The following is a 12,346-nucleotide window of genomic DNA, read 5'->3' as shown; positions in this document are numbered from 1 at the left end:
CGGCATGTAAAAAGGGCGGCCATGGCCGCCCTTGTTGTTTCTGCAACGCTTTGATCAGTCGCGTTCGCCGGTCAGGGCCATGATCAGTTGCAGCAGGCTGACGAAGACATTGTAAATGCTCAGGTAGACCGAAAGGGTCGCGCTGACGTAGTTGGTTTCGCCGCCTTGCACGATGCGGCTGATGTCGTAAAGGATGTAGGCAGAGAAGACCATGACTGCCGCAGCCGAAATGGCCAGGGACAACGCCGGGATCTGGAAGAAGATGTTGGCAGCGGCGGCCAGCAGCACGACGATCATGCCGATGAACAGGAACTTGCCCATGCCGCTGAAGTCCCGCTTGCTGACGGTGGCGATGGTTGCCATCGTGAAGAAGACGGCACCGGTGCCGGCGGCGGCCATGACAATCATCGAGCTACCGTTGGTAAAGCCCAGGGCAACTTGCAGGATGCGGGACAGCATCAGCCCCATGAAGAATGTGAAACCGAGCAGCAGGGCGACACCCAAACCGCTGTCCTTGTTCTTCTCGATGCCGTACATGAAGCCCCAGGCAATGCCGAGGAACAGCAAGAAACCAATGAACGGGCTACCGGCCATGAAGCTGAACTGCATCTGGATGCCGACCAGCGCACCAAGTACGGTCGGTACCATGGACAGGGCAAGTAGCATGTAGGTGTTACGAAGGACGCGATTCTGCTGCACTGCAAGGCTCGGAGAACCCTGGTTGGCTGTCTGGTAGTGAGTGTTCATGCGGGATGCTTCCTTTCTGTGGTTTTCTCAAGCAATAAGACTAACGGAGCCGGGGAAAAGTTTCAATAATAGTTGAGTAAAGCGGTCGGGTAATATCGCTAACCTTTATGCTATCATGCGCGCCTTCTGGGGTCTGTGGCAGAGCGGTTGAATGCACCGGTCTTGAAAACCGGCGTGGGGAAACCCATCGTGAGTTCGAATCTCACCGGACCCGCCAGAAGTTCTGATGGTGCAATGTACAGTAACTCTCGCGGAAAAACCGCGATCGAGAATGTTTCCATCCGCTTCAATACCGATGTCTTGGCGAATCTTTTCCTGATTTTTCCGAATGTGTGCGAGCACACAGAGCGCGACCCGGCTTGAGCAGACAATTGCCGTAACGACCCTGCTGCATGGTCGTGTTCGCCGCACCGGATTTTGTTGAAAGGAGGCTGGCATGGGTAATCAAAGCCTGGCAATGGCCAATCCCGTTGCCGCACTGAGTCGGTCCGGGAGTCTTCACGATGCGTCCGATTCGCCGGCTTGCCCGATTTGCAGGCAACACAAGCTGATCCGCGTTCATCGCCGGCCGATCGACCGGTTCTGGAGTATTTTCGGGCACCTGCGACGCTATCGCTGTTACGAGTTCTCCTGCCAGTGGGAAGGCAATCTGAAGGAACCCGTCGGGCGCTGAGTCAGTGGGGCGGCCCCGACCTGTCGTCGGTCAGACCGGCCGCCTTGGCCAGCGTCAGGGCCGCATCGGCCCGATTGAGCACGGCTTCGGCTGTTGGGTCGGCGGCGTCCATCAGCGCAACGCTTAGGCTGACGCTGACCGCCCCTTGGCGTTCGCCGAGGATTATTTTCGGCATGGCGACGGTTTTGCGCAGGCGCTCGGCGAACGATTCGGCGTCTGCGGCGTCGCTACCCGGCATCAGGACGGCAAATTTTTCACCGCTGATCCGGCCGGCGACATCGGTCTTGCGCAATTCGGCGCGCAACAGTCCGGAAACCAGCCGGAGTACCGCATCGCCCGCGGCATGACCGAGATTGCTGTTGATCGACTGGAGATAGTCGATATTGATTTCGAGCACGGCGACCGACTGGTCGGCCCCGCGTTTCAGGCTGGCGTGGGCGGCTTCGAGATGCGTCAGGAAATGTTTCAGAGTGAACAGTTCGGTCAACGGGTCGGTCGCCGCCAGTCGGCGCAATTCGTCTTCCATCAACTTGCGTTTGGTGATATCCCGCGAAAAACCGACCGTGCCGATCCGGTTGCCGTCCATCACGACTGGCGACTTGTAGGTTTCCAGCCAATGCGGCTCGCCGTTTATTTCGATCAGCTCTTCGCCGCTTTTCCGCTCGCCGCTGCTCAGCACGGCCAGGTCGTCGGCGCGATAGGTTTCGGCCTGTTCCGGCGGGCTGATGTCGAAATCCGTCTTGCCAACCGGGATATCGACCGAAGACCAGCCGTGGATTTCGGCAAATGGCGCGTTGACCGCGAGAAACCGGCTTTGCTCGTCCTTCAGCCAGACCATGAACGGAAAATTGTCGAGCAGCGCCCGCTGATATTGCTCACGCAGGTTCACCGCCCGTTCGGCCAGTTTTTCGGCGGTGACATCCATCACCACCATCCGGCATTCACTGGTGCTTTCATCCGGTACCGCCTCGATCCTGACGATCGCCTCGGGCCGCTGGCTGGTCGCGGCAAGCACGATCTCGCAATTTTTCTTGGCTTTGTCGTCGAGAACGTCTTCGACAAAATGCTTGAACGGTAACAGGTATTCCGGCTTGATCGCGGCGGCAAAGCGGTGTCGGCCAATTTGCGAGCGCTTGATGCCGAGCAGGATGGCGCCTGCCAGATTCAGTTGCAGAATGAGGCTGTGCCGATCGATCGTGAAATAGCCGACTGGCGCGAAGTCGTAGATGTCGGCATATTTTTCGCGCAAGGCGTCGGCTTCGCCATAGGCATGGCGCAGCTCCTCGTTATGCATTTCCAGTTCGATCTGGTGCACCTGGAGTTCGTGCACCAGCCGTTCGGTATCCCATGTGGTCGTCGGCATTGTTGGCGGTGTCTGTTGAAATCGAGCCTCGGCACGCTGGCGCAAGGTGGCCGGATTCGGCCTGGTGCGGTTCTTGGGGAGCGTCGCCGGCATCAGCTTGAAGATCCGGTCATATTCGGCGCGGACGACGCCATAGCATTCGCAAACCCGGGCTTCGAGGCCGGGCCGGTCGGTCACCGTAATGTGCCCGCGGCGGTATTGCATCAGCCCGGCGGCCTGCAGCTTTCCGGCAGCCTCGGTGACGGCTTCTCGGCGGACGCCGAGCATGCTGGCGATCAGTTCCTGGGTCATGTACAGCTCGTTGCCCGGCAACTGGTCAAGGCTTTGCAGCAGCCAACGGCACAGTTGCTGAACCACCGAATGGTGGCGATTGCAGACCACGCTCTGGGCCATCTGCGTCATCAGCGCCTGGGCGTAACACAGGCAAAGGCGCTGCAGAAAGCCGCCCTGGTCGAGTTCCCAGGTAAATACCTCGGCGCGCAGGCGATAGGCCTCGCCAGCATTTTGCACGACCACCTTGTGGGTTGTCGTTTCGCCGCCGAGGACCAGCGGAATGCCGATCAGGCCGTCATTTCCGGTCATTGCCAGTTCCGACGAGGAGCCGTTCTCGGTAGCGAAAATCAGCGAGACGATGCAAGTCGTCGGGAAATACACGAAATCCAGATTGTCGCCGGCCTCATAAAGTGTCTGGCCGAGGGGTAGGCTGACGATCTCCAGATCGTCTTCCAGCCGGGTATACACCGTCATCGGCAGGGCCGAGATGATGCGGTTCTGTCTGGCGTTTTGGATCAATGCAGGAAGCAATGCCCGTCCTTCCGGTATGCGGCTACTGCCTTGCCGATTATCGATTGCTGGTAGTCATTCATCTGCTTCATCTTAGCCTCCGATTTCCTGGTGTGCCCGTTTGGCTCAAAACTGGAACAGGCTCAAGCCGATGCCCAGCCGGGTTTGTCGATGGTTGTAGTCGAGCAGGGTCTCGCCGTAGCCGTTGAAAAACTGGACATACCAGCGAAGACCGGCTGGCTTGTCGGCAAAGACCGGGTGGGTCAAATCGAATTGAACGGAGCCGCGTTCGATGCGTTGAAAATTGGGGCGCCAGGTCAGGCCGAGCGTCGAAGGGCCCGGAAACCAGTTCATCATGACCTCGCCGTGGCCGATGAATTTGGTGAGGTCCGGGTTCTGGTCGTCGCTGGGTTCGGGCAGGCGCTTATTGGCGCGAATCGTCAGGCCGACATCGCCGTGTTCGAAGCCGGCACTGATATAGGTGCGATTCCAGCTTCTCGACAGCGGGTCGCTTTGACCATTCGACTGGTGGGCCAGACCGAGCTGGATCATCCGCAGGTTCCAGCCGAAGGGGAGGTCGCCCAGCTTCGCCGGGACGGGGATGACGTAGATCGCTTCCGGCTGATAGTCGGTGCTCCGGAACGGTGACGAGTCCTGCTGATCCCAAACCTGCCAGAGCGAGCGCTGGGTAAAGGCGAACCACAGATCGGCGCCGGGCAGCAGCAGGTCTTCGGCAACCTTGGCGCGCAACGAGATTTGCAGCTTCGCTTCGATCTTCTTGTAGTTCGGGTGGCTGGCGCCCGGCACCTGGGTTGGGCTGTTCGGCGATTGATTGACGTGGGTGGTGTAATGCAGCGGCAGCAGAAAGTTGGGCAGGTAAGTCCGGACCACGAAGGTGCCGCGCTTGTCGTCGGGGCCAAGTTCCCAGGCTTTGGACATGACCGAGGTCGGATGTTCGGCATCGAGCTTGACCGGTATGGCCGGAGCCAGCGGTTTCTCGTTAGCGACGGCGGCGCGGCTGGCCGGTGGCGTCACTGGCCTGGCCGGCGAAGTAGCGAAAAGTCGGTCGTAGCAGGCCAGCCGGCGCGCATCGTCGGCCTCGCTGGCGCAACTGGCCGGCTCGGCGGCGAGGCACGATCCGGCCAGCAGAGCTGCGGCGACCGGCGCCATGCTGCGCCACCTGCGGCTGGCAAAGCGTCGGTGTGACGGGACAATCCGATCTCCGGAGGCCTTCCGGCCGGCTTCAGTCAAGATTGGCCAACTGCGGCTCTGGGCGGGAGCGGCGCCGGTTGCGGGCCGGAGTGTGGGGCCGGTTTGCCGCGCATGCCACGCCGCGGGCCGACGTGGAAATCGTCAAAGATCTTTTTCTGAGCCGGCGTCAGCGTCGCGTAGAACTCCTTGAGCACGACCAGATGCTCGGCCATTGCTGTCTGCTGCGCCGTCATCCGTTCCTGCATCTTTTCGGCTCGCTCCGGCGTGGTGAGCTTGGCCCAGTCATCCCTCTTTATCGTTTTCGCCCACGGGCCGGAATGTTCTGAATCGATTAGTTTTTTCCAGCCGGCTTCCTGCTCGGCGCTCAGCTTGAGCTTTTCATGCAGGGTCTTTTGCCGTTGTTCCATCCGCTCGGCGCGGTGCTCGTGGAAATATCCGTGACCGTCGAGTGGCCCGCAAGACATCTCGGCCAGGGCCGGGATGCTGCACAGGGCGAGGATCGAGGCGACGAACAACGACGGAATCAACGGGCGGAACTGAGGCATGATGGATCTCCTTGGGCGAGTGGACGGGCCTGATGCCAAGCCGGTGAGCGATGAAGCGAAGGCTAGTCCGATTCGCTACCGCTGAATGTGCGGCAGCGTACGCAGCGACCAGCCGACTTATTTCTTCGTATCCTTGGCCGCGTCCTGGATTTTTTCACCGGCTTTTTCGATCTGCTGCCCGGCGCTCTGCACCGCCTTGTCAACTTCCTGGCCGGCTTTCTCCGCCGGACCGGCCGGTTTTTCGCAGCCCGACAGCGCGAAAACGAGGGCGCTTATCGCCAGTGTGGTAACGACGACTTTGTGGTTCTTGATCATTTGAATCTCCTTGGCGTGCGAACAACGATGAGGCGCCGTTGGTGCCACGGATTCCGCAGCGGCCTTGGCGAGGCCGTTACCCGGTTTTCGGCGCCCGGTGCAGCAAGAGTGGCGGCGCGTTTCAATGCGGTCTGTGCGCTAGCACACATAAAAATGAGGAGCGCCGCCCACGGCCGTGCCTGGGAAGACAATGTGCGCAGGCACACGGACGGGGTTCGCTTGTCCAAGCAAGATCGATCCGGCGACTTCAGCGTACCGTTCAAGTGCGCTCTTCTGCTCTTCTCTCCGAGGTAAACATGAAATCATTCCCGTGGACCGCATCGCGGTCGGCAAAACGAAACGTCCCTCCAGTAGCTGGCGGACACTCATTCCGGCGGGCATGCTCGGTTTCCGCATGGGTAATCGGCAGCGTGTTCGCGACAGCGGCCAGCGCCGGCGCCGGGACCGTCGACAATGCCAAGGCCGATGCACGGGAGGCTGTGGCCATGACCAAGCAGGTCGCTGCCGATAGCTGGATCACCACCAAGGTCAAGTCGGAAATCCTCGCCGACAGCGCCAGAAAGGGCTTCGAGGTCAATGTCACGACGACCGATGGCGTCGTCGTTCTGACGGGCGTGCTGGGTAATCCGGAGGCAATCGTCCGGGTCCGGGAAATTGCCGCCAAGGTTGAGGGCGTCAAGGCCGTCGATACGACGGCGCTGCGCGTGCAGGCCAGCAAATGAAAATGCGCTCCCTGCTCGTCGCCCTGTCGCTGGCATTTGGCACGGCCGCCTCGGCCCAGGCCCAGGTCAGCGTCAATATCGGCTTTCCCGGCGTCAATGTCGGCATCAACATGGCCCGCTATCCCGAGTTCGTCAGGATTCCCGGCTTGCCGGCCTACTACGCACCGAGCGTGCAATCGAACTTCTTCTTTTATGATGGCCTGTTCTGGGTCTACCGCAGCGACATGTGGTATTCGAGCAGCTGGTACAACGGTCCCTGGCAGTCGGTCGAGCCCGAGTACGTGCCGGTCTATGTGCTGCGCATCCCGGTCCGCTATTACAGTCAGCCGCCGCGCTATTTCCGTGGCTGGCGGGCCGATGCGCCGCCGCGCTGGGGGCAGTACTGGGGCAACGACTGGGAACGGCAGAGGCCGGAGTGGAACAGCCGGGATCGCCGTGCCGCTCCCGCTCCCGCCCCATTGCCGACTTACCAGCGGCAGTACCGGGGCGACGCCTATCCACGGGCGGTCGAGCAGCAACATGCGATACGCGCCGAAAATTACCGCTACCAGCCGCGCGAACGGGTAACCCAGGAGCAATTCCAGTCGCGCGGCAATGGCGACAGCCGCCGCCCGGATGCACCGCACGAAGCGCCGGATCGTTCGGGGCCACCGGCCCGCAATGCCGAGCCGGTCGAGCCACGCCAGCCCTCGCCGATGCAGCAACGTCAGGCGCCACCCGCCGAGCGGACGGAAGCGCCGCGGCGGGCCAACGAGCCGTCGCCGCGAGCCCCCGAACCGGCTGTCAGGGCGGACGAGCCGGGCCGCGACAATCGGGGTCGGGGCGGCGACAGCCACGGCCGGGAAAACAACAACGAGGATCGCGGTCGCGGCCGCTAGGCTTGGCACCGGTTAAAGTCCGACTGCCGCGCCAGCGGGCTCGGACCAGGCGCTGTTGATTCAGACCACCGTGCCGAACAAGGCGCCGACGCCGGCGGTGATCGCCATCGCCAGTGCGCCCCAGAAGGTGACGCGCCAGGTGCCCTGGACCATGCCGGCACCACCGGCGCGGGCGGCCAGCGCGCCGAGCAGGGCGAGAAAGACCAGTGAACTGACGGAGACCCAGAGAATAATCCCGGTCGCCGGGGCCAGGGCGGTACTGATCAGCGGCAGCGCGGCCCCCACCGCGAAACTGGCAGCCGATGCCAGGGCGGCCTGCAGGGGGCGCGCGCCCAACTCTTTGGAGATGCCCAGTTCGTCGCGGGCATGGGCGCCGAGGGCGTCATGGGCCATCAGTTGCACAGCGACCTGTTTGGCCAGTTCGGGTTCGAGACCACGGGCGATATAGATGGCCTCCAGCTCGCGGTGTTCGGCCGCCGGGTCGGTCTCGAGTTCGGCTTTCTCACGTGCCAGATCGGCATTTTCGGTATCGGCCTGCGAGTGCACCGAGACATATTCGCCAGCCGCCATCGACATGGCTCCGGCGACCAGGCCGGCAACGCCGACCATCAGGATGTTCTCCGGGCTTGAACTGGCTGCCGCGACACCGACGACCAGACTGGCCGTGGACACGATGCCGTCGTTGGCCCCAAGTACGGCCGCCCGCAACCAGCCGATGCGCTCGGTGCGGTGACGTTCGGCGTGGCGGCGAAAGGCTTTCATTGGCTGTTCTGTAGTTTGTTCAGGGCCTACAGTACAGCCGATAGTGCTGCCGGTTACAAGCCCCGGCGCCCGCCGATGACCTGAATCAGGATGACTACGACGGCAATGACCAGCAGGATGTGCACAAAACCACCCATGGTGGTCGACGTGACCAGGCCAAGCAGCCAGAGAATCAGCATTACTACAGCAATGGTATAGAGCATTTTATTGCCTCCGTTTTATTCAGTTGGTGGCCGGGCAGCCGGGCGCTGCCTGAGCAGCCAGTTGAGCAGGAAGCCGGCGGCGACGGCGATGCCGATGCTGGTGAATGGCCGCTCACGGAACTGCCCACGCAGATTTTCCGTAAGTCGCGCCTGGCTTTCCCTGATTTGTCGGCCCGTTGCGTTGAGCTTGTCGGCCGCCTGATGGGCGCCGGCGGCAATGTGTTCGATGGCCGGGCGGGTCGCCCCGGACACCTTGTCGATTGCCTTGTGCGCATTGCTCGCTACGCTGTCCACCGTACGGGTGAGTTTGTCGCTCATTTCCTTCGTTTCCATGATTCAGCTCCTTTGCCGGTGTGGATACAAAGCAAGAATGGTCGATTGCCCGGTGGCGGTCGGTGTGTTGGCGCACAGATGACGTGGTTTTTCGGTGCGGGCGGCGGCGGTTTGGTGAGCGCGAAAAAAAGCCCGGTAACAGCGTTGCCGCTACCGAGCTGAATGCTACGGGCGTCGATCTGGGGGAGACCAGACGCCAGGACCGACAGTATTCGATTCGGCTGATCTATTCTGTGCGCCATCGCACACAGCGTCCCGGTATTTGTCGAATCGATGGCGAAAAGGGCGGCGGCCGGGTTTTGCGGCACCCGGTCCGCCGCTCTATTTCAGAACGGCCATTTCCAGTCGCGGATTTCCGGCAGATCCTCGCCATGCGTGGCGATGTACTGCTTGTGCTCGATCAGCTTGTCGCGGATCGCCTGCTTGGCGTAGGCGGCGCGCGGGCCGAGCTGGGGCACGCGGTCGATGACGTCGGCCACCAGATGGAAGCGATCCATGTCGTTCATCACCACCATGTCGAACGGCGTCGAGGTCGTGCCTTCTTCCTTGTAGCCGCGGACGTGCAGGTTCTTGTGGTTGGTCCGGGCATAAGTCAGGCGGTGTATCAGCCAGGGATAGCCGTGGTAGGCGAAAATGATCGGCTTGTCGCGGGTGAACAGTTCGTCGAAGTCGCGGTCGCTCAGGCCGTGCGGGTGCTCGCTGTGGGGCGGCAGGGTCATCAGGTCGACGACGTTGATGACGCGGACTTTCAGTTCGGGAAAATGCTCGCGCAGCAAGACCACGGCGGCCAGCGTTTCGAGGGTCGGCACATCGCCGGCGCAGGCCATCACGACATCCGGTTCTTCGCCCCGGTCGCTGCTCGCCCATTCCCAGATACCGATGCCGGCGGTGCAATGCTTGATCGCCGCGTCCATGTCCAGCCACTGCGCTTCCGGCTGCTTGCCGGCAATAATCACATTGACGTAATTGCGGCTGCGCAGGCAGTGGTCGGTGACCGAGAGCAGGGTATTGGCGTCGGGCGGCAGATAGACGCGGATGATCTCGGCCTTCTTGTTGATCACGTGGTCGATGAAACCCGGGTCCTGGTGGCTGAAGCCGTTGTGGTCCTGGCGCCAGACGTGCGAGGAGAGCAGGTAGTTCAGCGAGGCGATTGGTCGCCGCCAGGGAATCTCGTTGGCCATCTTCAACCACTTGGCGTGCTGGTTGAACATCGAGTCGATGATGTGGATGAAGGCTTCGTAGGAGGAAAAGAAGCCGTGCCGGCCGGTCAGCAGGTAGCCTTCGAGCCAGCCTTCGCACTGGTGCTCGCTCAATATTTCCATGACCCGGCCGTCCGGCGCGACGTGGTCGTCGATGGCCAGGATTTCCGCCGTCGAGCAGCGGTTGGTCACCTCAAACACGGCGCCCCAGCGGTTCGATGCGGTTTCGTCCGGGCTGAAGATGCGGAAGGTATGCGGGTTGAGCCGGACGACATCGCGGATGAACTCGCCCTGGGCGCGGGTGGCCTCGGCCTTCACGCCGCCCGGCTGCGGGACCTGGATGGCGTAATCGCGGTAGTCGGGCAGGCGCAGGTCGCGCAGCAGCAGGCCGCCGTTGGCATGCGGGTTGGCGCCCATGCGCCGGTTGCCCTGCGGCGCCAGGTCGGCCAGTTCGGCGCGCAGCCGGCCATTTTCGTTGAACAGCTCCTGCGGCCGGTAGCTCTGCAGCCAGTCTTCGAGAATCTGGACATGGCCCGGCTGGCTCATGTCGCCCATCGGCACCTGGTGCGAGCGGAAAGTGTTCTCGGTCTGCTTGCCGTCGACCATCTTCGGGCCGCTCCAGCCCTTGGGCGAACGCAGGATGATCATCGGCCAGGCTGGCCGCTCCTTGAAGCCGTTGCTTCGGGCGTCGTGCTGGATCGCCTGGATGTGGGCCACGGCACGGTCGAGGGTGGCCGCCATCTGCTGGTGCATTTCCAGCGGATCGTCGCCCTCGACGAAATACGGCGTGTAGCCGTAGCCGCGGAACAGGGCTTCCAGCTCGTCGTGCGGAATGCGCGCCAGCACGGTCGGGCCGGCGATCTTGTAGCCGTTCAGATGGAGGATCGGGAGCACGGCACCGTCGTGCACCGGATTGAGAAACTTGTTCGAGTGCCAGCTGGTGGCCAGCGGCCCGGTTTCCGCTTCGCCGTCGCCGACGACGCAGGCGACCAGCAGATCGGGATTGTCGAAGGCCGCCCCGTAGGCATGCGACAGCGCATAGCCGAGTTCGCCGCCTTCATGGATCGAGCCCGGGGTGTCCGGCGAAACGTGGCTGGGAATGCCGCCGGGGAAGGAGAATTGCTTGAACAGGCGTTTCATGCCGTGCTCGTCCGGCGAGATGTTCGGATAGATCTCGCTGTAGGTGCCTTCCAGATAGGTGTTGGCGACCAGCCCCGGACCGCCGTGGCCCGGGCCGGTCAGGTAGATGACGTTGAGGTCGTGCGCCTTGATGATCCGGTTGAGGTGCACGTAGATGAAGTTGAGCCCCGGCGTCGTGCCCCAGTGGCCGAGCAGGCGCGGCTTGATGTGGGCGAGTTCGAGCGGCTTCTTGAGTAGCGGATTGTCGTAGAGGTAAATCTGGCCGACCGACAGGTAGTTGGCGGCGCGCCACCAGGCGTTCATCTTCCTCAGCAGATCGGGCGACAGGGGCGGCGGGTTTGGCGTGCTGGCATTGGTCATGATCAGGTCCTTCCTTTGGCGGGCTGGCATTTGGCGTCGATCAGCGCGAGCAGGGCGACCCAGGATTGGGTGAAGGCACGCGCCCCGTCCAGCTGCAACTGGCTGGCCAGCGCGACGATATCGACGCCGGCCAGGGCAAAGTCGGCGAGCACCGCTTCGGTGTCGCCGCCATCCTCGGCCATCACCTCGTTGATGGCCCCTTGTTCGGCGAAGGCGAGCAGTGTCTTTTCCGGCATGGTGTTGATGGTGCCGGGGGCGGCGAGCGCTTCGATGTAATAGCTGGCCTTGATCTGCGGGTCCTTGGTCCCGGTGCTCGCCCACAGCAGGCGCTGCGGCAGGGCGCCGGCCTCGGCCAGCTTGCGCCAGGCCGGGGTGGTCAGGCGCTTGCGGTAGGCCTTGTAGATGCGCTGGCCGATCGCCACGCCGAGGCGGTTGTTCAGGGCGGCCGATGTCTTGCCGGCGACCGCGGCATCCCAGCGGCTGACGAAGATCGAGGCGACCGAATTGACCCGGGCGTCGAGGCCGGCCTCGATCCGCCGGGCGATGCCGCGCCAGTAGGCGTCGGCCGCCGCAATGTAGTGCTCGCGGGAGAAGAGTAGCGTGACATTGACCGGCACGCCGGCCAGGATCACCTCTTCGATGGCCCGGACGCCGGCCGGCGTGCCGGGAATCTTGATGAACAGGTTGGGACAGTCGGCCAGGGCGTGCAGGCGCTTGGCCTCGGCGATCGTGCCGGCGGTATCGTCGGCCAGCAGCGGCGAGATTTCCAGTGACACCCAGCCATCCAGTCCGCCGCTCGCCTGGTGGATGGGTCGAAAGAGCGCGGCCGCCTGTTTCAGATCGGCCAGCGCCAGATCGAAAAACAGGGCTTCGCCGGTTTTGCCGGCGCCGGCCGCTGCGGCGATGGCCGCGTCGTAAGCCGCGGTGTTGCGAATGGCCTGCTCGAAGATGGTCGGATTGGAGGTCAGTCCGCTGACCGACAGCTCGTTGCAGTAACGCTCCAAGGTGCCGCTGTTGAGCAGGTCGCGGGTGATGTTGTCGAGCCACAGGCTTTGGCCGAGGGCGTGCAATTGGCGTGTTGGGTTCATCTGTTTTTCCCCGTTCCGAAATT

12 protein-coding genes and 1 tRNA gene are annotated in these 12,346 nt (G+C 62.6%); 3 read left to right on the top strand and 10 right to left on the bottom strand.

Annotated features, from left to right (window positions below; all coding sequences use genetic code 11):
• Nucleotides 1-54: 54 nt before the first annotated feature.
• The gene (locus ACLIKD_RS14600) at nt 55-747 is read right to left on the bottom strand and encodes a Bax inhibitor-1/YccA family protein (RefSeq protein WP_428825638.1); all 693 of its coding nucleotides are present in this window, start codon (nt 745-747) and stop codon (nt 55-57) included.
• A 129-nt stretch (nt 748-876) separates the two neighbouring features.
• Here ACLIKD_RS14600 and ACLIKD_RS14595 point away from each other — a divergent pair.
• Nucleotides 877-964: transfer RNA gene (locus ACLIKD_RS14595), tRNA-Ser, on the top strand.
• A gap of 457 nt (nt 965-1,421) precedes the next feature.
• Here the strand turns inward: ACLIKD_RS14595 and ACLIKD_RS14590 are convergent.
• The 4 genes from ACLIKD_RS14590 to ACLIKD_RS14575 form a co-directional block, all read right to left on the bottom strand.
• Complete coding sequence (locus ACLIKD_RS14590; protein ID WP_428825637.1) at nt 1,422-3,587, bottom strand: diguanylate cyclase; 2,166 nt, start codon at nt 3,585-3,587, stop codon at nt 1,422-1,424.
• A gap of 105 nt (nt 3,588-3,692) precedes the next feature.
• Nucleotides 3,693-4,736, bottom strand: coding sequence for a phospholipase A (locus ACLIKD_RS14585; RefSeq protein WP_428825636.1), 1,044 nt, complete (start codon nt 4,734-4,736; stop codon nt 3,693-3,695).
• 77 nt (nt 4,737-4,813) lie between these two features.
• On the bottom strand, nt 4,814-5,323 hold the full coding sequence (locus ACLIKD_RS14580) for a Spy/CpxP family protein refolding chaperone (protein WP_428825635.1): 510 nt from the start codon (nt 5,321-5,323) through the stop codon (nt 4,814-4,816).
• A gap of 117 nt (nt 5,324-5,440) precedes the next feature.
• The gene (locus ACLIKD_RS14575) at nt 5,441-5,638 is read right to left on the bottom strand and encodes a hypothetical protein (protein ID WP_226416966.1); all 198 of its coding nucleotides are present in this window, start codon (nt 5,636-5,638) and stop codon (nt 5,441-5,443) included.
• Nucleotides 5,639-6,048: 410 nt separating this feature from the next.
• On the opposite strand from ACLIKD_RS14575, the gene ACLIKD_RS14570 reads away from it, so the two are divergent.
• Entirely contained in the window at nt 6,049-6,360 is a 312-nt protein-coding gene (locus ACLIKD_RS14570; protein ID WP_428825634.1) for a BON domain-containing protein, read from the top strand.
• A gap of 2 nt (nt 6,361-6,362) precedes the next feature.
• A complete protein-coding gene (locus ACLIKD_RS14565; protein WP_428825633.1) occupies nt 6,363-7,238 on the top strand; it encodes a hypothetical protein in 876 nt (291 codons plus the stop codon).
• 60 nt (nt 7,239-7,298) lie between these two features.
• Here ACLIKD_RS14565 and ACLIKD_RS14560 read toward each other — a convergent pair whose 3' ends face one another.
• The 5 genes from ACLIKD_RS14560 to tal form a co-directional block, all read right to left on the bottom strand.
• Nucleotides 7,299-8,000, bottom strand: coding sequence for a VIT1/CCC1 transporter family protein (locus ACLIKD_RS14560; RefSeq protein ID WP_428825632.1), 702 nt, complete (start codon nt 7,998-8,000; stop codon nt 7,299-7,301).
• 53 nt (nt 8,001-8,053) lie between these two features.
• Complete coding sequence (locus ACLIKD_RS14555; protein ID WP_428825631.1) at nt 8,054-8,203, bottom strand: lmo0937 family membrane protein; 150 nt, start codon at nt 8,201-8,203, stop codon at nt 8,054-8,056.
• Nucleotides 8,204-8,218: 15 nt separating this feature from the next.
• On the bottom strand, nt 8,219-8,536 hold the full coding sequence (locus ACLIKD_RS14550) for a DUF883 family protein (protein WP_428825630.1): 318 nt from the start codon (nt 8,534-8,536) through the stop codon (nt 8,219-8,221).
• A 326-nt stretch (nt 8,537-8,862) separates the two neighbouring features.
• Nucleotides 8,863-11,235, bottom strand: coding sequence for a phosphoketolase family protein (locus ACLIKD_RS14545; RefSeq protein ID WP_428825629.1), 2,373 nt, complete (start codon nt 11,233-11,235; stop codon nt 8,863-8,865).
• Nucleotides 11,236-11,237: 2 nt separating this feature from the next.
• Nucleotides 11,238-12,323, bottom strand: a complete 1,086-nt coding sequence (gene tal / locus ACLIKD_RS14540; protein ID WP_428825628.1) for a transaldolase — start codon at nt 12,321-12,323, stop codon at nt 11,238-11,240.
• Nucleotides 12,324-12,346 lie beyond the last annotated feature (23 nt).

The sequence above is a fragment of the Azonexus sp. IMCC34842 genome, assembly GCF_050368855.1.
Classification (GTDB): Bacteria; Pseudomonadota; Gammaproteobacteria; order Burkholderiales; family Rhodocyclaceae; genus Azonexus; species Azonexus denitrificans_A.
This window is presented reverse-complemented; position numbering and strand designations above follow the sequence as displayed.